This window comes from Methylohalobius crimeensis 10Ki (assembly GCF_000421465.1).
GTDB lineage: Bacteria > Pseudomonadota > Gammaproteobacteria > Methylococcales > Methylothermaceae > Methylohalobius > Methylohalobius crimeensis.
Map to the genome: position 1 here is coordinate 584,553 of NZ_ATXB01000002.1, position 18,906 is coordinate 603,458.

At 57.4% G+C, this 18,906-nt stretch carries 19 protein-coding genes and 1 pseudogene; 7 read left to right on the forward strand and 13 right to left on the reverse strand.

The window, feature by feature from the left end; genetic code table 11:
* Positions 1 to 62: 62 nt before the first annotated feature.
* Complete coding sequence (locus tag H035_RS0116525; protein WP_022950069.1) at positions 63 to 659, forward strand: ACT domain-containing protein; 597 nt, start codon at positions 63 to 65, stop codon at positions 657 to 659.
* Entirely contained in the window at positions 656 to 2,047 is a 1,392-nt protein-coding gene (locus H035_RS0116530) for a PFL family protein (RefSeq protein WP_022950070.1), read from the forward strand. Before H035_RS0116525 ends, H035_RS0116530 begins: the two co-directional genes overlap by 4 nt.
* On the opposite strand, the gene H035_RS0116535 is transcribed toward H035_RS0116530, so the two are convergent.
* Positions 2,048 to 2,920, reverse strand: coding sequence for an SMP-30/gluconolactonase/LRE family protein (locus tag H035_RS0116535; RefSeq protein ID WP_022950071.1), 873 nt, complete (start codon positions 2,918 to 2,920; stop codon positions 2,048 to 2,050).
* A gap of 274 nt (positions 2,921 to 3,194) precedes the next feature.
* On the opposite strand from H035_RS0116535, the gene H035_RS0116540 reads away from it, so the two are divergent.
* The 4 genes from H035_RS0116540 to H035_RS0116555 all read left to right on the forward strand — a co-directional run bounded on the left by H035_RS0116540 (position 3,195) and on the right by H035_RS0116555 (position 7,875).
* Entirely contained in the window at positions 3,195 to 3,605 is a 411-nt protein-coding gene (locus H035_RS0116540; RefSeq protein WP_022950072.1) for an anti-sigma regulatory factor, read from the forward strand.
* 58 nt (positions 3,606 to 3,663) lie between these two features.
* Positions 3,664 to 5,970 (forward strand): SpoIIE family protein phosphatase, encoded by a 2,307-nt coding sequence (locus tag H035_RS20380; protein WP_152486095.1) that lies wholly within the window; start codon positions 3,664 to 3,666, stop codon positions 5,968 to 5,970.
* Positions 5,971 to 6,045: 75 nt separating this feature from the next.
* Entirely contained in the window at positions 6,046 to 6,975 is a 930-nt protein-coding gene (locus H035_RS21045; RefSeq protein ID WP_022950074.1) for a methane monooxygenase/ammonia monooxygenase subunit C, read from the forward strand.
* A 273-nt stretch (positions 6,976 to 7,248) separates the two neighbouring features.
* Complete coding sequence (locus H035_RS0116555) at positions 7,249 to 7,875, forward strand: hypothetical protein (RefSeq protein WP_152486096.1); 627 nt, start codon at positions 7,249 to 7,251, stop codon at positions 7,873 to 7,875.
* Between the two features lie 44 nt (positions 7,876 to 7,919).
* Here the strand turns inward: H035_RS0116555 and H035_RS0116560 are convergent, their stop codons facing one another.
* The 8 genes and pseudogenes from H035_RS0116560 to H035_RS0116595 form a co-directional block, all read right to left on the reverse strand.
* Positions 7,920 to 8,414, reverse strand: a complete 495-nt coding sequence (locus tag H035_RS0116560) for an SLATT domain-containing protein (protein WP_022950076.1) — start codon at positions 8,412 to 8,414, stop codon at positions 7,920 to 7,922.
* A 114-nt stretch (positions 8,415 to 8,528) separates the two neighbouring features.
* Entirely contained in the window at positions 8,529 to 9,098 is a 570-nt protein-coding gene (locus H035_RS0116565; protein ID WP_022950077.1) for an HdeD family acid-resistance protein, read from the reverse strand.
* A 94-nt stretch (positions 9,099 to 9,192) separates the two neighbouring features.
* Complete coding sequence (locus tag H035_RS21050; protein ID WP_022950078.1) at positions 9,193 to 10,035, reverse strand: SAM-dependent methyltransferase; 843 nt, start codon at positions 10,033 to 10,035, stop codon at positions 9,193 to 9,195.
* 150 nt (positions 10,036 to 10,185) lie between these two features.
* Positions 10,186 to 11,544 (reverse strand): alanine/glycine:cation symporter family protein, encoded by a 1,359-nt coding sequence (locus H035_RS0116575; RefSeq protein WP_022950079.1) that lies wholly within the window; start codon positions 11,542 to 11,544, stop codon positions 10,186 to 10,188.
* A gap of 90 nt (positions 11,545 to 11,634) precedes the next feature.
* Positions 11,635 to 11,853, reverse strand: coding sequence for a hypothetical protein (locus H035_RS22555; protein WP_235044674.1), 219 nt, complete (start codon positions 11,851 to 11,853; stop codon positions 11,635 to 11,637).
* Positions 11,854 to 11,956: 103 nt separating this feature from the next.
* Positions 11,957 to 12,172, reverse strand: a pseudogene (locus tag H035_RS22560) (transposase); the annotation flags it as partial.
* Between the two features lie 195 nt (positions 12,173 to 12,367).
* On the reverse strand, positions 12,368 to 12,694 hold the full coding sequence (locus H035_RS0116590; protein WP_022950082.1) for a rhodanese-like domain-containing protein: 327 nt from the start codon (positions 12,692 to 12,694) through the stop codon (positions 12,368 to 12,370).
* 8 nt (positions 12,695 to 12,702) lie between these two features.
* Positions 12,703 to 12,969, reverse strand: coding sequence for a BolA/IbaG family iron-sulfur metabolism protein (locus H035_RS0116595; RefSeq protein WP_022950083.1), 267 nt, complete (start codon positions 12,967 to 12,969; stop codon positions 12,703 to 12,705).
* Between the two features lie 200 nt (positions 12,970 to 13,169).
* Here H035_RS0116595 and nadA point away from each other — a divergent pair, with 200 nt between their 5' ends.
* On the forward strand, positions 13,170 to 14,165 hold the full coding sequence (gene nadA, locus H035_RS0116600; protein ID WP_022950084.1) for a quinolinate synthase NadA: 996 nt from the start codon (positions 13,170 to 13,172) through the stop codon (positions 14,163 to 14,165).
* A 180-nt stretch (positions 14,166 to 14,345) separates the two neighbouring features.
* On the opposite strand, the gene H035_RS21055 is transcribed toward nadA, so the two are convergent.
* The 4 genes from H035_RS21055 to H035_RS0116620 form a co-directional block, all read right to left on the reverse strand.
* The gene (locus tag H035_RS21055) at positions 14,346 to 14,876 is read right to left on the reverse strand and encodes a GNAT family N-acetyltransferase (RefSeq protein ID WP_022950085.1); all 531 of its coding nucleotides are present in this window, start codon (positions 14,874 to 14,876) and stop codon (positions 14,346 to 14,348) included.
* An 89-nt stretch (positions 14,877 to 14,965) separates the two neighbouring features.
* Entirely contained in the window at positions 14,966 to 15,874 is a 909-nt protein-coding gene (locus H035_RS0116610) for an FAD:protein FMN transferase (protein WP_022950086.1), read from the reverse strand.
* A gap of 164 nt (positions 15,875 to 16,038) precedes the next feature.
* On the reverse strand, positions 16,039 to 18,684 hold the full coding sequence (locus H035_RS0116615) for a DUF3570 domain-containing protein (RefSeq protein ID WP_022950087.1): 2,646 nt from the start codon (positions 18,682 to 18,684) through the stop codon (positions 16,039 to 16,041).
* The gene (locus tag H035_RS0116620; protein ID WP_022950088.1) at positions 18,684 to 18,881 is read right to left on the reverse strand and encodes a DUF4266 domain-containing protein; all 198 of its coding nucleotides are present in this window, start codon (positions 18,879 to 18,881) and stop codon (positions 18,684 to 18,686) included. Before H035_RS0116620 ends, H035_RS0116615 begins: the two co-directional genes overlap by 1 nt.
* Positions 18,882 to 18,906 lie beyond the last annotated feature (25 nt).

Below are 18,906 nucleotides of genomic sequence, written 5' to 3' on the forward strand. Positions count from 1 at the left end.
AGACCCGATGTAGGGTAGGCAGTCGCATCGGTGGATTCAATTTTTGATTGGCGCCATTTCCCATGACCACACCCACGACCGAAGACTTCATCCTCTCCGTCACGGCCAAGGACCGGCCGGGGATCGTCGCCGCCGTCACCCGGGCGGTATTCGGGCTGGGCGGCAACGTCACCGAGTTGAGCCAGACGGTGATGGCCGGCCATTTCAGCCTGATCCTGCGCGCCACCTGCCCGACGGGGCTGGCGCCGGAGGCGGTCCGCACGGCGATCGAGCAAAGCGTGCCGGAATTTAAGCTTTCGGCCTGCGTGCGCCGCTACGATCCGGTGCCCGCCTTCGCGGCGAAAACCGATGCCCCGGTTTATTTTCTCACCGTGCAGGGACCGGACCGACCCGGCCTCATCGCCGGCATCGCCGCCGCGCTGGCGGAACGCCGAATCAATATCGAGGATCTCTATACCCGCAGCGAGGAAGAGACAATCACCATGATCTTACAGGTGCACCCCCGGGACGAAAGCGCCGCCGAAGCACTGCGTCGGGACCATACCACCATCGGCGCCGGACTCGGGGTCGCCGTCCACCTGCTCCACCGCGACATCCTGCGCGCCACCAGCGAGGTGGGCGCGGTCCGCCGCCTGGTGCGGGGAGGCATACGCCCATGATGCGGATCGAGGACATTCTGATGACGCTGCGCATGTTCCAGGAGGAAAACTGCGATGTGCGCACCGTGACCCTGGGCATCAATCTGATGGACTGCGCGGACTCCGACCTGGAAATCTGCTGCCGCCGGGTCAAGGAGAAGATCGCCGCCTTCGGCGGCCGACTGGTGGCGGAAGGAAAGCGCGTCTCGGAGCGTTACGGCATTCCCATCGTCAACTATCGCATCGCCGTCACCCCGGCTGCCTGGTGGGCGGGGGGACATGGCCCGGAAGGGCTGATTCGTATTGCCCAAACCCTGGATCAGGTAGCCGGAGAAATCGGCGTGGATTTCATCGGCGGTTTTTCCGCCTTGGTGGAAAAAGGCGAAACCGAGGCCGACCGGGCCCTCATTGCCGCCCTTCCCGAAGCTCTGGGGCGAACCGAGCGGGTTTGCGGTTCGGTGAACGTGGCCTCCTCGCGCGCCGGCATCGACGTGGACGCCATCCTGGCGGTCAGCCGCGCGATCCTGGCACTGGCCCGGAGAACGGCCGATGCCGACGGCTTCGGCTGCGCCAAACTGGTGGTGTTCGCCAACGTCCCCGACGACAACCCGTTCATGGCCGGAGCGTTGCACGGCGCGGGAGAACCCGAATGCGCCCTCAACATCGGCGTCTCGGGGCCGGGGGTGGTCAAGCGGGCGGTGGAGCGCCTGCGCGCGGCGGACTCGGAAAGTTCCGCCGGGAACGTGTCCGGGCTCACCTTGGGCGACATCGCCGAGGAAATCAAATGCACCGCCTTTCGGATCACCCGGATCGGTGAACTGATCGGCAACGAGGTGGCCGCTCGCTTGGGCATTCCCTTCGGGATCGTGGATCTTTCCCTGGCGCCGACGCCGCACATCGGCGATTCGGTCGGGGAAATTCTGCAAATGATGGGGATCGAAAAAATCGGTGCGGCGGGATCGACCGCGGCACTGGCGCTTTTGACCGACGCGGTCAAAAAAGGCGGCGCCTTCGCCTCTTCCTCGGTGGGGGGACTGTCCGGCGCGTTCATTCCCGTGAGCGAGGACGCCGTCTTGGCGCAAGCGGCCGAATCGGGCAGTTTGTCGCTGGAGAAATTGGAGGCGATGACCAGCATCTGTTCCGTGGGCCTCGACATGGTGACCATTCCCGGGGACACTTCGGCCGAAACCATCGCCGGCATCATCGCCGACGAGTGCGCCATCGGGGTGATGAATCACAAGACCACCGCCTGCCGCCTGATTCCTGTGCCCGGCAAAGGGCCCGGCGAGAAAGCGGTGTTCGGCGGATTGTTCGGCGAGGCGCCGGTGATGCCGGTGCGCGCCGGCGGCGAGGGATTCATTCGTCTCGGCGGGCGAATCCCCTCGCCCATTCATGCCCTGAGGAACTAACTACCAAACCGACAAAAAATGCAGCTCGCCGGCTTTCATGTCCGGCACCAACAAATAGCGGCCGTCCGGCGCAAGGGCGATATCGGCGGCGGACTGATAATCGGTTTTCATTAACTGAGGCGGGGAACTCGGTTCCACCAACCGCCAGACCTTGCCGCCCTTCCAATCGCTGACGTAGAGATAGCCGCGGCTGTCGCGCACCAGACCGTCGGTACCGCCGAGTCCCGAGTTGAGATCGATCACCTTGCCTCGGATCAGATCCAGCCGGAACAGCTCGCCGGTGCCGAAATCGGCCACCAACAGAGCGTTTATGCCATCCAGCAAGAGGCCGTTAGGCCGTTGGATACCGCGCTTTTCGGCGAGAATCCGGGTGACTTCGCCGTCTTGATCGATGCGGTAAATGCCGCTACCGGTACCGTCTTCCTTGCCGCTATCGGAAACGTAAACATTGCCTTCGTCATCGATTTCGATGTCGTTCAGAAATTCCGGCCGGTTGGGAAAATCCTCCGCATCGGCAAACACCGAAGTCTTCCCGTCCAGGGTGATCTTCATCACGCGCGTTTTATCGGCGACATAAAGCGTATCGTTCCACAGGTCGATGCCCTTCGGATCGTCGAGACCGCCGGCCAGAACCTCCTTGCCGCCGTCCGGCATGATGACGGTGATCTTTCCGTCCCCATCCTTGTCGAACTCACCGATTTCGGAAACGAAAATCCGCCCATCCAGGTGCCCCACTGCGGATTCGGGATTCCGCAAACCGGTCACTTTCTTGACTTCTTCTTTCGGAGTCTCGGCTTCCGCCGCCGCACCGGTGGAAATACCCACGGCCAGCATCGAGCCGAGGGCGATCAATAATCGAAAATTCGATTGCATGGTTCATACCTCTTGCTAAGGTTCCAGAATTGAATGAGGGGACACTGCCGGGCACTTTATTGCAAGACATTGTGAAGGGCAAATCTTTAGCAGCCCTCCTGGGACAGGAAGGCCTTGGCTCGGTCTGGTAACATTTTGCAAATCCCCAAATGGCGTGTTATCAATCGATCTTACCGGTTAGATTCTGAGAATATAAATCCATGCCCAACCGACCCGAAGCGCTGTGTAGCAGAATCAGTTCCAGCGTCCCCCTTATCGATCACCGCAGGGGCCGATGGTAGTGGCCGATGAAGTGCATATACCCATCGCCTCGGAGGCCGATATCCTGACCGCCCGAAGGGAGGCTCGATCGTTGGCCGCGAAACTGGGGTTTTGGTCGGTGGAGAAAATGTTCATCGCCATGGCCATCTCCGAAATTGCGATCAACATCATTCAATACGCCGGCAAGGGCGAAATCATCCTCGGCAACGCCGTGAGGGGCGACGGCAGTCAAGGCATTTCGATCATCGCCCGCGATGAAGGACCGGGCATCGAAAACGTCGAGCTCGCCATGCAGGAAGGCTACTCGACCAGCGGCAGGCCGGGGCTCGGCCTGGCCGGAGCCAAGCGGCTGATGGACGAATTCGAAATCACCTCCGAACCCGGCAAAGGCACCACGGTGACCATGAAAAAATGGGTACGCTGAAAAGCGGCGCGACTCGATAGGATCTCTAATAATTGCCCCTCTTTTTTGGAGCCGGGCTGTGAATGAAAATGAAACACCCGAAGCGATGGAACAAAAGCTGACGGAGCAATATACCGAGGCTTTGCGGGACTATCTGGCTGGCGCCGAGAAAGAAGCCTTACGGCGTGCTTATCGTATCGGGCGGCGGACGGCGGAAGAGAAAGCGACTCTCTCGCCCCTGGCGGCGGCCCATCACGAAACCGTGGCGAAGTTTTTGTCTCCGCTCGTCAAGCCGCAACCGGACGCAAGCGCTGACATTCAAGACACCTTGCACCGGGCTTCGATCCCCTGGAAGGCGGTTTTGCAAGGTTATGAAGCAGCCGTCAAAACCTTACGTCAAGCCCACGAGGCGTTGGAAAGCCAGACTCAGAAACACGTGACCGAGCTGGCGGAGGCCAACGAGACGCTGGAAGCGGAAATCATGGAGCGCAAGCTGGCTGAAATGGCCTTGCAGGACAGCGAGGCCCGCTTTCGCGTGATCTTCGAAAGAGCGGGCATCGGCATGAGCCTGCTGGATCGGGACGGAAAAGTGCGGGAAAGCAACCAGGCCCTGGAGCGGATGTTCGGTTACAGCAAAGCGGAGCTGCATGGCAAAGTCCTGTTCGAACTCACCTATTCGGAAGACAAAGAAGTCAGCATCCGCTTATTTCAAGAATTGGTGGCGGGCAAACATAGCCATTACAAATTGGAAAAGCGCTTTATCAAACGAGACGGATCGCTGCTTTGGGCGCGCAAAATCGTTTCCGGAGTCTATGGAATCGATGGCGAACTGCAGTTCGCCATCGATATGATCGAAGACATCACCGAAAGCAAACGCGTGGAAATGGCGCTCCGGGAAAGCGAGGCTCGATTTCGCCAGATCGCCGACATGACCGGCGAATGGATCTGGGAACAGGATGAAACCGGTCGCTATATTTACTCCAGCGCTGCGGTGGCCGAGATTCTCGGTTATCGACCGAAGGAGATCATCGGAAAATACTATTACGAATTATTCACCCCGGAAGACCGGAAACGCATCGCTGTGAGCGCTCCTGAAACAATCGCCAAAAAGGAGACCTTTCACAGCATCACCAATCGCTACCAACATAAAAAAGGCTATGAGGTCTATACCGAATCCACCGGCACGCCGATCCTGGACAGCCACGGTAAGATACTCAAATGGCGAGGGGTGGATCACGACATCACCGAGCGCAAGCGCTTCGAGGATGAGCTGCGCCTTCGGGACCGCGCCATCGAGGCCTCCAGCGTCGGCATCATCATCACCGATGCCCACCGACCGGGCAACCCCATTATCTATGCCAATCCGGCCTTTACGGAAATCACGGGATACAGCCGGGAAGAGTTGATCGGGCGGAATCCCCGCTTCTTGCAAGGCCCGGAAACCGATCCCGAGGCGAATGAGGAGATTCGACAGGCCGTGCAGGAAGGCCGCGACTGTCATCTGACGCTAAAAAATTACCGCAAGGATGGCACCCCTTTTTGGAATGAATTGTTAATCTCGCCGGTACGGGACGAAGACGGCAAGGTGACCCATTACGTGGGCACCCAGACCGATGTCACCGAACTCAGGCGGGTGGAGGAACAGCGCCATGAAATGGAAATCGCCAAACAGATTCAATTATCCCTGCTCCCCCCGGCGCCGTTGCATAAGGACGGCATCCAGGTGGCGGGTTTTTGTCTCCCGGCCGCCCATGTGGGCGGCGATTACTACGACTATTTCAGCATGAAAGACACCGTGGACCTGGTGATCGCCGATGTTTCCGGTCATTCGGTAGGCGCGGCGATGATCATGGCCGAAACCCGCTGCACCTTGAAAATGGAGACCCTTTGGCTCATGAAGGAGAGTACGAGTGTCGCGAACGCCGCGTCGGAAAACCTCGCCATCCTGAACGAATTGCTCTTCGAGGATCTGAACCGGGCCGAACTCTTCATCACTATGTTCTACGCCCAATACCACATCGCCAGCCGTAAGCTCAGCTATGCCAATGCCGGCCACAACCGCCCCCTGCTCCTGCGCCGAGGCGAAAGCCTGGAATTGGATGCCGACGGGCTCATCCTGGGGGTGAGCAAAGAGGTGGCCTTCGAAGAAAAACAGCTTACCTTGGAAGATGGAGACGTGCTGCTCCTTTATACCGACGGCATCACCGAAGCCCAGAATAAAAGCGGGGAATTTTTCGGTGAGGCGCGCTTAAAGGAACTTTCTACCGCCCATGTCCAAGCCTCGCCCCAAGACATCATCGACGCCGTCATCCGGGAATTGGAGGCTTTTTGCCAAAGCCAATCCTTTCATGACGATATTTCCCTGCTGGTTTTGAAAGTCGCCTGACAACCAGGATTTTTCCTTCTCCCGTTCTGTCTCAATTAGAATCGAGACTCAATTCCACCGCCTTAGAGGAATCCGATGACCACGCGGCCTCAAACCGAAGTAAAAGTTACGCAAGTGGAAGAGAAACCGTTACTCCAGGTGAAAAACCTGGTTTCGGCACTCATCGGTTTTACCCTGTTTTACCTCGCGGTCCGCTGGTATCAGGAAGCTTACGGTTGGACGAAGGGCTTGGACGCCTATTCACCGGAATTCAAGCTTTATTGGATGAGCCTGATGTATGTGGAGCTGGCATTGGAAGCCGTCGCGGCCGCCGCCCTCTGGGGCTGGTTATGGAAGACCCGGGATCGCCGTTTGGAGGATTATTGGATGCACCTCCTCAAACGGGAGATCGCGCTGGAAAGAGTCAAGGGGGCCGAACTGAAGGCATTGCTGAACAAGAAACGGGACCGCGGTTTAGCCATGCTGACGCCGCGCGAAGAACTGCGCCGCAACATGACGCACCTGATCTGGTTAGCCGTCTATGCCTGGACTTTCTACTGGGGCGTGAGTTTTTTCACCGAGCAGGATGCCACTTGGCATCAAACGGTGATTCGGGACACCGACTTCACCCCCAGCCACATCGTCGTTTTTTATCTGTCTTACCCCATCTTCATCATTACCGGGGGCGGCGCTTTTCTCTATGCGAAAACGCGGGTGCCCTATTTCGCCAAGGGACTGTCCATCCCCTACCTGATGCTGGTGGTTGGTCCCTTCACGATTCTACCCAACGTGGGTTTCAATGAATGGGGACATACCTTCTGGTTCATGGAAGAAATATTCGTGGCGCCGCTGCACTGGGGCTTCGTGGTGTTTTGTTGGTTCGCTTTGTCGGTCATGGGGGTGATGCTGCAAGTATTCAGCAGTATTTTATACCTGATCGAAAATGACCTTTTATCCGAAAACCCCGAAGCGCTCCTGGTCGAAACGGGAAAACCGAAAGAACCTTCCTTTCCCTCGATTTATTAATTGTCTCAATGACTTAAGCGACGCCTCTTGTCGTGGGCGTCGCTGTTTTTTTGACCTCCACCACTAGACTCTGTTGATATTGAGCCGATGCGATCCTAACCCAAAGCCAGTGAGAATCATCGGGGACACGACAATTAAGCAGTAAAAAATGAACCCAATTTTTCATATAAGAATTTTCTAAAGCCCACTTTCAATTTTTTGGACTACATTTTTATTGTGGGTTAATACCGGCTGTCGTGTGAATTTTATTGTGCCAATCAGGAGGTTGGGCCAGTGACTACATCGTTCAAAAAAACTTGTTTGTTTACATTCTGTTTTCTGCTGTCGGGCTACGCGAAGATGGTTTTCGCGGACACAATAGTGCTGGAATTTTCAATGGAAGAAAACTCTTTCGCTCCGCGCACGGGTACGTTTCAGGTTCTGACTAAGGACAGCGCTGTATCGCCTTACGGAGGCATCGAGTTCGACGGATTTGATACCAGTTTGTACATGCAAGCATCCTGGGACAGCATTTGCGGCAGCAATATCTCTCTCGCCGGCGGCGAGGCTTCCGGCTGGGTACTGGGTCCGATTATCGACAGCAGCTTTCCCGATTTCGACGTCGATTTGTTACACGACCAACTGAGAGAAAGCGTCGGTTTGGATCCCGGGTCGGTGTCGAATATGCTTTATGCGGTATTCAACGATAGCGCGATCGGCGTTCCCGGAGCCGGCTCGGCGAAGCGCATTTCATGTTCGGGAAGCTCCGAGGACGCCGCTTTTGCTCTGAGTTATGTTTTCCTGTGGGAGAACGCGACTTTCTTCGAGGGAAAAGGCTATTACATTGGCGATTTGGTTTATATGACGGAAATAGGCACCCAGCTCTATTTTTTATATAACGACCAAAAATTACTGCCTTGACGCGTGCCCCAGTCGTAACCAACGCACAAGGGATCGGTTACTTTTTACTCGGCATATTGCGTATTCGTCAACTGTTCGGAAGCCTCGGGCGGATTGCCTTCGTTCTTATTGACATTGGGCACTTCCAAATTCAATTCGTCCCAACGCTCGCGAAGCTTATCGCACCATGCCGACAGTTCCGTTTCATTATCGGGCGAGAATACCATCAGTTGATCGATGGAATGATGCAAGGACTGATAGCGAGTGCCTGCGTTCCGATGATTTTCGGCCTGTTCGGAATATTTCAGAAAGGTTTGCAGGGAGGCGAGTATGGCACAGAGTAATAGCAGCATGCCCGCGATCATTTTGACCCAAAAATCCGGATTGTGGTTGATGGTAAAAAAGATATAGCTGGCGACCAGCATCGCGATCAGAATGACCGGCACGCCCAGCAGATAATTCAAACGCCGGATTGCAATGGATCGGGCGTAATGCGCTTGAAAAAGCACCCTCAACTCGTCCCGCCAGGACTGCAGTAGCGATTTTTGTTCAGCCTTCATCGATCCTCTCCTGTAGTTTGAGCATTGCCAAGGGTAGCGTCTCTTTTTTCTTCAGGTAATGACGAATTTAAATAAAAGCGCGTCATTTCCCCTGATTCCTATCTCGATCAAGGATCAGTCGTGTGCTTCTTCTAGCTGCCCAAGGGCCGAACCGATCATGATCTGCGCCACGCCCAGGAAGACCAGATCGACGCCGATCAATATTCCGATCGCCCAAAAAGCCGAGCCGGGCAGACCCATGAACATCAATATGCCAATCGTCACCGACACCAGCGCCGACCACATCATCCAGCCCCAGCCCATGCGCGGATACAGGGAGAATGCGCTGACTATCTTCATGATGCCTCCGGCAAAGAAAAAGCCAGCCAGGATCGCAGTCAGGGTCATCACGCCCTCGAGGGGGAAGAACAGCAACACCCCGCCCGTCACCGCAGCAATCAGGCCAAAGGCGATGTTCCAGAAAATCCGCGCAAATCTGCGCAGCTGAAAACCACGGAAAATCTCGACCAGCCCGGTCGCGAGCAGCACCACGCCGAAGGCGATTTCGAAACCGATAGACGCGGCAAAGGGATAGATCAGCGCCCCGATTCCCAGTAGGATCGATAGGACTCCGGCAATCCATAGCACCCATTTCCCCCTCCCTTCCCATTCGGATGGAAGCTCGGTCATCTCGTCCCGGGTCATTTCCTGCCTCCTGTGAGAGGAAAACCTCTCATTGCTGATTTCGGTACTTGGAGTATAAATACTTCCTTTCCGAAGGGTCAACAATCCAGGGGATTTATACTTCGGGTTTGCGGGCGCTGATGATGCCGTAAAACCAATAACCTTTTTGCAGGGCTTCGTATTGTCGCAAGGAACCAATCAGGTTGCCGTGCTGATAGGCATTGCGGATGCCCAAGAAATTCAGCAGATGGCCCAAGGGAGTGAAGAAGATGGAGAGACGGTATAGAACCCGCAGGGAAGGTTCGGTGTTTTTCGTCACGTCGCGGATGACAACGTCGGTGAATCCCGCCTGCCCGGCATGATCCAGGTGCGCTTGCTTCGAATCGATCCGGTTGATAGCCCAGCCGTGCAGCCACTCGGTCAGGAGCCTTTCTCCTTCGGCATGATAGGAATCATTGCTGCGGATATATTCGGCGACGATCAAGCGGCCGCCCGGTTTCAGGATGCGGAAGGCTTCGCGGTAGAATTCTTCTTTGCGATCGGCGTGGCACAGGCTTTCACAGGCCCAGACTACGTCGAAACTGGCGTCTTCGAAGCGGGTGCCGGTGTAATCGCCGATTTCGAATTGAACTTTGTCGCCCATCCCTTGTTTTTCCGCGTAGGCACGGGCCAGGCGAACCTGGGATTCCACCGGGGTGATTCCCACCGCTTCGACGCCCAAATTCTGCGCCAGCCAGACGCTGCTGCCACCTTGACCGCAACCGGCATCGAGCACCCGCTCCCCCGGACCGATGTCCACCGTCCGAGCCAGCACTCGGTTCATGTTGACCAGGGCGTCGCTGTGTTTTTGGGCGGTTTCGTCGTAAAAACCGAAATGGACCGCACGCGTCTTTTTGCTGAACCAGAGTAGTTGGTAATCCCAACGAGTGTCGTCGTAATAGGAGATGATGTCCCGCATGGTTTTCCGCGTAGAAGTGCTTTGGGGGCTGGTGGTCGACATGGCTTGAAAATAGACTCGCTCGAAAAAAGCTGAAATCTTAGCACAGATCAGGAACGGACCGATTCGCGTCCCTTTGCGCCTGCGTGGTATGAACCAACTGCCACCTCATCAATGCGCTGCGGAGGCTCGATCCTTTCGAATTGCCTTTTTGCGGAAGTAACGGTCGGTTTCTCCCTTGATGACTTTTGAAAGCAACAAGAGGCCTATTAGATTGGGAATGGCCATCATGCCGTTCATCAAGTCGGAGAAGTTCCAGACAAATTCCAGGGGGGTGGTGGCGCCAACGATCACGGCGGCAGTAAAAAAGATTCGATAGATGCGGATCGACCGGGGCCCGAACAGGTATTCCACCGCCTTCTCGCCATAGTAGTTCCAGCCGATCAAGGTGGAATAGGCGAACAGTGCCGTGGCCACAGCGATCAAAAGTGCCCCGGTTCTGCCCAAGGTTTCCGCCATGCTGGCGCTGGTCAACTCTCCGGCACTGACGCCTTGCGTCCATGGGGTGGCGGTGAGAATCACCAACGCCGTCATGGTGCATACCGCCAGCGTGTCGATGAAGGTCTGGGTCATACTCACCAGCGCTTGCTTGACCGGATCGTCGGTGCGCGCCGCCGCTGCCGCGATGGGGGCCGAACCGAGCCCGGATTCGTTGGAAAACACGCCGCGGGCGACGCCATAACGCATGGCGGTGGTGATCGTGGCGCCGGCGAAGCCGCCACCGGCCGCGGCCGGATTGAATGCGTGGCAGACAATCAGACTCAGGGCATGGGGGATTTCCTCGGCATTGAGTACCATAACGACCACTGCGGCGGCGATGTAGCCGACGATCATGAACGGAACCAGCAGTGAGGTGAAGCGTCCGATGGAGCGAACACCGCCCAAAATCACCAGAGCCGTCAGCACCATCAATACCAGTCCGGTGGTCAGGGGAGCAATGCGGAAGGTGCTTTCCAGTATCTTGGCGGTGGAATTGGCCTGCGTCATGTTGCCGATGCCGAAGGCGGCCAACGCGGTGAAGACGGCGAACGCGGCGCCGAGCCAAGGCAAACCGGCCCCCTTGGCCAGATAGTACATCGGTCCGCCGCGCATGCCGTGCTTGCCCTCCTCGCGGTATTTGACCGCCAGCACCGCCTCGGAATATTTGGTGGCCATACCGACCAGGCCCGTCATCCACATCCAGAACACGGCACCGGGCCCGCCAAGGCTGATGGCGGTCGCGACGCCGACGATGTTGCCGATGCCTACCGTAGCCGCCAGTGCCGTCATCAATGCCGCGAAATGACTGATGTCCCCGGCGTGCTCAAGATCCCTGTGGAAAATCAAAGCGAATGCCCGAGGCAGGGCGCGGAACTGCAGGCCGCGCAAGAGCATGGTCAAATAGAGCCCGGTCCCGACCAATAAAATAAGCATGGGCGGCCCCCATACCCAGTCTGATAACGTAGCGATCAGCGCCTCGATTTTCTGCATGGCTTGTCCTTATTAGGGGTAGGGGGATTATAGATAGATATGCCGTTTATACCGGCCAGGGTCCATTCGGAGGGTTCTCACATTCCAACATCACTCCCGGTTGTTCAGCTCAAATCGACGTATAGCACGGCTCACCGTCATATAATGCACACCGAAGTGCGCGCCGATTTCGGCCATGGTGTAAGCGCCGGACAGATAGGCCCGATGGCTGCTCCAGGGCCAATCTTCCGGTTGTTCTACCAGGTGGGCTCTGAGCGGATTCAACACGACATATCGGGCCAGTTCCAGCAAGTAAGTCTCCTTCTGCACCAGGATCGCCTGGTAGCGACCTTGAATATAGATGCCCCACCAGGCCGTGGCGACGATTAAAACGCTGCGTATAGACGCCGTTCAACTGCCGCATGCCTTGGGACAGATGGCCATCGACCGTTTCCACGATCAAGTGATAATGGTTGGTCATCTGGCAATACGCATGCACCACCCAGTTGAAGCGGGCGCAGACATGCCCCAGGATTTCCAGCCATGCCGTTCTGTCCTCATCATCCAGATAGATGTCCTCGCGCCGGTCTCCTCTCGAAGTCACATGATAGAGGGCGCCCGCAAATTCCCATCTTAAAGGTCTAGCCATGAAGCGAGTATAGCGCAGAGCGGAGTATGTTTGAATGTTAGAACTGACCCCAAGTATGCAAAAGGGGACGCAAGTCACGTTACCTTACCAATTTCGACACCATCGCATCAAAGCAGCTCCATCGATTCGATATTCGAAAATCAATTCCAGATCCCCTTGAACGGTTGAAAAGTGAAAAGGGAAACTGTCTGTTTTTTAATAGCGCGGCATCGTTTCGTCGATGAATCGAGCCCAGGCATCAATACCGCCGGCCAGATTCCATACGTTGTCGAATCCCTGGTTTTGCAAAAACGACGTCACCATGGCGCTGCGGATTCCATGATGGCAGAGAACCACAACCGGCCGATCGCGGAGAATTGACGCCAGGTGATGCGGCACCTCGTGCATGGGAATATTGAGGCTATCCTCAAGTCCACAGATCCCGACTTCCTGCGGTTCACGAATGTCAAGCACGAGGTGCGGCCGGCCGTTTCGACGCATGCTGGCCAAAGCGTTTACGTCGATATCCCGCTGCTGATCCATGGGAAGACTTATCCCGTTCTTTGGGGAACCTCGGTTTCCAGGCGATCAATGGCATGAACCGGCGCGGTCTCGCCCGTCATCAAGTGAGTAATCGCCTCGTAAACGAGGCGTTGGCACTCCAGCCGACTTTTCCCATCGAATACCGGGGAGGTGACTGAAATACTGAAGTGTCCGCCAGCACCGCTGACGCTTGCTTGCGAATCAGGAACGTGCGCTTCGATCGCTTCGCGCACGGTGTCGACGATAGATTGTTGCGCATCAAAAGCATTGGTCATAATGATTTCCGTTCGGTTTTATTTAAGATTTCAATGCAATAACACCTTCATTCTTATTCGCTTATAGATAGGAACAGCATGGTACACTAAATGTCAATAGATGTTTGGTCCCAATAGATTAAAGGGCATCTAGAAAACCCGGAGCCCTCCCGATGCCTTCTTCGGTTTTTATCTGTATAACCATTTAAAGTGATTGATCTATGCCAAGCAGTTTAGAGTTTACGCCCCAGGTTAAAGCAGCGACCCAACCGATCTACGAACGCCTGCGCGATGTCATTCCCGAGATGGAATGGCCCGTCCATGCCCCTTTGATTGCACGGATCAATGAGCTCAAAAGGGAACGCAGCGCCACTCTCGTGGCTCACAACTATCAACTGCCGGAAATTTTTCATGGAATCGCCGATTACACCGGCGACTCGCTCGGCATGGCCAAGTTTGGCGCGGAGACGGAAGCGGATGTGATTGTGGTTTGCGGCGTGCGCTTCATGGCTGAATCCGCCAAAATGCTATCGCCCGAAAAAACAGTGCTGCTGCCCGATATGGAAGCGGGGTGCTCTTTGGCCGCATCGATTACCGCGCAAGATGTGCGCCGGATGCGTGAGAAATACCCGGGTGTTCCGGTAGTGACCTACGTGAATACCTATGCCGATGTCCGCGCCGAAGCGGATATTTGCTGCACCTCGGTCAATGCAGTGCAAGTGGTGGAGTCGCTGGGGACGGATCGGGTGATTTTTATCCCCGACGGCTATCTCGGCCGCTACGTGGCCACTCAAACCGATGTGGAGATCATTCTATGGGAGGGCGCCTGTGAAGTACACGAACGCTTCACCGGCGAAGAATTGCGTCATTATCGTCGTTCTTACCCCGATATCCAGGTGATCGCCCACCCCGAATGTCCTCCGGACGTATTGGAGGAGGCGGACTTCGTGGGTTCGACGTCCGGTATGATCCGTTACATCGATGAACACCGACCGGAACGGGTGGTGATGATCACCGAATGCACCATGAGCGATAACGTCGCTGTGGAATTTCCTCGGACCAACTTTGTGCGTCCCTGCAATCTTTGTCCGCACATGCGGCGCATCACATTGCCCAAGATCCTGCACAGCTTGGAAACCCTGCAGCCCGAAGTCCACATCAATCCGGAGACCGCCCGCCAGGCGCACCGCTCCTTGGAACGCATGCTGGCCGTTTAACGAACCCTACTACCACTTGCGGAGCGGCCTTGTCGCTGCAATTCGGAAGGCCGCTCGGGGTGTCGTGTCCCGTATGACTGGCGAGTTTCGAAAGTCAGGGAACATTACGATCAGATTATCCAAGCATTGCTGGAATCCTCGGGCTGACCTGACCCTTGAGGTGCAAGCTTCCTACTTATCCTATCGCTCCAAACAGCAAGTCATCATATAATCATCGTAGTAGTAACCATTTCCCGCATCGCCGATTTCGGCCTTGGCGATGATGAAGCCGGCTCGCAGATAGGCGCGGACGGCCTGGCGGTTTTTCTTGAAGACGTAGAGATGGATCTCCCGCACCCCGCGCTGTTCGGCCACCGTCTTGACGTGCGTCAGCGCCCGGGCGCCGATGCCACGGCGGTGATATTCGGGCAGGAGGTAGAGTTTGCTGAGCCGCATCCGGGCTTGGTCGGGGAAGTGATGGTAGGCCAGAAAGCCGATCCGGTTTTCGGCCTGCTCGATCCATTCGTAGACCGCGCCCCGGGCCATTTCGTCAAGGATGCGGTCCCGGTTCCCGGTGCGGTGCCATAAATAATCCATCGCATCCCGGCTCAAAACTTCCGGATAGTAGCAGCATTGCCAGATGTCCCAGCCCATCGCCGCGATGGCTTCGGCGTCGTCCGTGCGGGCGGGGACGATACGGATCGCTTTCGGCTTCGGATCTTTTCTATCCATCGTCGTACCCCCTCTTCCAGAGGTTTTCTCGATCAGATCGAGCATTGTCGTCGGATCGGCAGATTTAAGCGGAAGAAGATTCCACTATTCTAAGCGGAATCCCGGGGTGCCAGCGAGCCGCCGATGTGGCCGTCGACGCGCATCCACAGGTGGGGCAAGCCCAATTGTTCGAGCCAGGCGGGGCCTTCCTTTTCCTTGAGGATGGCGATGGTGGCGGCGCTGCCCGCCACCACGCAGAAATCCCCCAGCACGCTGACCGAGGCCAGATACCGCACCGGCCAGCCGGTGCGGGGGTTGAGGATGTGACCGTAGCGCACCCCGTCCACCACTAGGCAGCGCTCGTAGTCGCCGCTGCTGGCCAAGGCGCCCTCCTTCAGGAATAAGGTCCGGAGCACCGCCTCCGGCCGCCGCGGATGGCGAATACCAACCCGCCACGGACTGCCGTCGGCGCGCGGGCCGATGATTTTGACGTCGCCGCCCAGATTGATCACCCCGTGGCGAACCCCCGCTTCTCGCGCCAGGGTCGCCGCACGATCGACCGCGTATTCCTTGACGATGCCGCCGAAGTCGATTTCCATCCCCGGGGTGGTAAATTCGAGCACCGGCGGCGCCCAGCGGACCCGATGCCAGCCGATTTTGCCGAGCAGGCGTTCGATTTGCCCGGGCGCCGGCGCTCGTTCCCGATCGAAGCGCCAGGCTTGACGCAGCACCCCGGAGGTGATGTCGAACAGGCCGCCGCTCTGTTCGTAGCAAGCGGCGGCGTAATCGAGCAAGCCCGCGGTCTCGTCGTCCACTTCGATTTTCCCGCCTAAGGCGGCGACGCGGTTGATTTCCGACAGAAAGCTGTCGCCCCGGTAACGGGAATAACGGTTTTCCAACCGGGCCACATCGGCGACGACCGTGTCCGCCGCCCGTTTCGCCGCGGCCGGGGTGGCGGCGAAAAGCTGGATTTCGCACGTCGTTCCCATGGCCTTGAAACCATGCCGGTGATATTTCATGAGTGGGAATCCATCTCAGAGCAATCTCATGAATGCCTTTCATTTCAATTATATCCACCCTCTTCCTAACCTTCTCCCTCCAATAGGGAGAAGGGACCCATACTTTTGCAACACTTTCGTCAACGAGAGAGGAAATATCATCCTGATAGGAATGCTAACCGCATCTAAAAAGCGTAATTCCAGGAAGCGGTCAACGCCCCTTCGCGCTTCAACTGGAAGCCGTTGACGTCGTCTTGGACCGGCTGCAGCCATTCGAATCGCAAGACGTTGCCGGCCAGCGGCCATCCCTTGGGGATCAGGGCGTTGACGCCGAAACCTACGTCCACAAAATGCCCGCCTTGATTGGAAGGAAAATCCATCGGCCCCGAGCGGCCGTTGAAGGCGTTGAAATCCCCGACGATTTTTCCTTGGGCCGTATAAACGCCTCGCACCGACAATTGCAGCCAGTCGGTCATCCCGTAGCCGCCCCAGACGGTGGACTGGAAGACGTTGCCGAGGCGGTAACCGGATTCATTTTCATCCTGCAGGCGCACGGTGCCCCTCACCTGAGCCCCCCAGGACCAGCGTTCCTGGTGACCGGTATAGGTGAGGCTGGGCAGGAAATCCCAGGTGCCGCTGCCCAGCTGCATTCCGAAGTGCACCAGACCGCCGTCCTGCTGAGCGGTGCGCCGGAATTCCAGATCCACTGAGCCGGTGGGGGCACTGATGCCGAGCCCCAGGTGCATATGGTGTCCCGGAAGGTCGAACAGGCGGATCAACGAAGCCATGATGGTGTCGCCCACGCCGCCCGTGGTATGGCCGACGATGCCCGTATGTTCGTGGACTTCCGGTACCGGCGGCGGGCGCCCTTCCAGCTCGCGCAGGTTCATTTCCATGCTCATGAATTGAGGCATCAGCATCAGATTCAGCCAATCGGTGGGCGCGTACATGATTTCCACCATGTGCATGTACCGATCCATATAGGTCGGCGCGAACCGGCAGCCGATGTCCCGGCAGCCGTCGGCGACCACGGTCCGGTCGCTCGCGGTATTCGAGCCGTGCAGCAGTTTTTTGGGACCGTCCCGCCGGCTGTAGTTGAATCGGTACCCCACCATGAAGGGGGTGGCGCTGGGCATCATGTGGGCGTACATCAAGCCGGCGGGCACCAGGTGGCTGGCATGATGATGGTGGTGGTGCTGGGTGTGATGATCCTCAGGCATGCTGAAATCGAGTGATTCCAAATCCACCGTGAGAGCGGCGTTGGCCACGAAATAATTGAAATCGGCAAACGCGTCTTCCCCGCCGCCGCCCAGTTTCAAGGAGCCGGCATGGCTGTAATACTCGAAGCCCGCCTCCAAGGTGACTCCTGGGGTGAATGCCTTGCTCACCGTGATCCCGCCGCTGAGGGTGCCGAATCCCGATAGGCGATGGTCGCTGGAGAAATGATCGGGCAGTTGATCGCGGTCGAAGGACTGGATTTTGGGACGGGCGTTGACCGCGTTCTCGTCCACCACGTTGCCGTCGGCGTCCACCAGATCGAAGTTTTCGTCACGGAAGAATTCTTGCCCCTGATCATCCACCCAGATCTCCCGCCCCCGATCGTCCCTGGCGATCTCGCTGAAACGCTGGAAGGAAAACAGGAACGGGCGGTAGAAATCGGCGTCGTTTTGGGAGTAATAGCGGATGCGGGGCGCGATCGTCCAGCCGCCGCCCAAGGGTTGCACCCAATCGGCCTCGAAGGTGTGGGCGGAAATGCCCCAGTCGTCGCGGGAGAATTGATAATCGAAATGCAGCGCCGCATCCAGGGGCTTGATATGCTGCACCCATTTGACCCCGACCGTCCCTTGATTGCGCTCGCCGGGGCGGTTTTCCAGCAGCGCGCGCACGTCGCCCGAGAGAATGGCATTGGAAGCCTGATCAGGATCGACGAAGATGACGCTGACCGCCTTGTAGGGATTTTCCAAGTAGCCGCTGCTGTGGGTGAAGCCCAGGTTGACATCGATCAGGGAATATTTGCTCACCACCTGGGTCAAGCCCAGATTGGCGGCGAAATCGCTTCTTTCTTCCCGGAGGATTTCCGAACCCGACTTGAAGCTGATTTGGTCCTGAAAATCCACCTGGGTGATATAGGGGGCGGCGTCGGAATCGAGCACCGCGGTGATGTCGCTGTCGGTGTAGCTGACGCCGCCCTTCAAGGTGGTCAGCTTCTGGTTGAAATCCCAGCGCCCGCTGAGCCCGCCGAACGCGGATTCGTAGTCGCGCTCCACGGAGAGCCCGCCGTTGATCGCCAACGCCGCGTTGTCCCACTCGTATTCGAGATTGAAATCCCCTTGCCGGCGCGCCTCCGGCGAGGCGGTGGCGAGCACATGGACCGAGCGTGATTCCACGCCCAGCACTTCCCCGGTAATGGAGTCCCTCTGCAGGGGGTTCAGGTCGGAATCCAAAAGCACCGGCCGGTTGAGCATGGGAGAAGCCCCCACCACCGTGTCGCCTTCGCGAATGGGGCGGTTGCTGCCCGCCGCCAGGGGCGCGGTGGCCACCGGCGTCGCCCCCGACCACACATCTTCGATGAAGTTGAAGCCGAATCGCAGTCGGTCGGTCAGCCCGATGTCGCCGTTCAGCCGGAAGGTATCCACCTGGAGGGGATCCATGCTGTTTTTGACATTGAACAGATCCCGCTCACCTTCCTGGTAACGGCTGTATTGCACGCTGACCGAATCGGTCTCGGCGGCCAATCCCGAAGTCTCCAGCAAACCCGGCAACACCAGGGCCGCCGAAGTGAGGGCTTTGAGCGCGGAATGGGCGGAGGATTGCTTACCCGGGCTGTCCATCAATAACAGCCGCAGCCTCCGCCGCCGCTACTGCGGGCGCTACCGCCCGCCTCGCGGCTGCCATGCACGTGCTCTCGCACCGAGTTCTGCAGCGGATAGGGATCGAGGGCCATTTGCGGCTTGGCCAGGTAGCCTCTCTCCCAAGGCGGGACCTGGGCGCAGCCGATCAAGCCCGAGGCAATGAACAAAAGTGGCATTATTTTCGTTTTTATTCTCATTGGG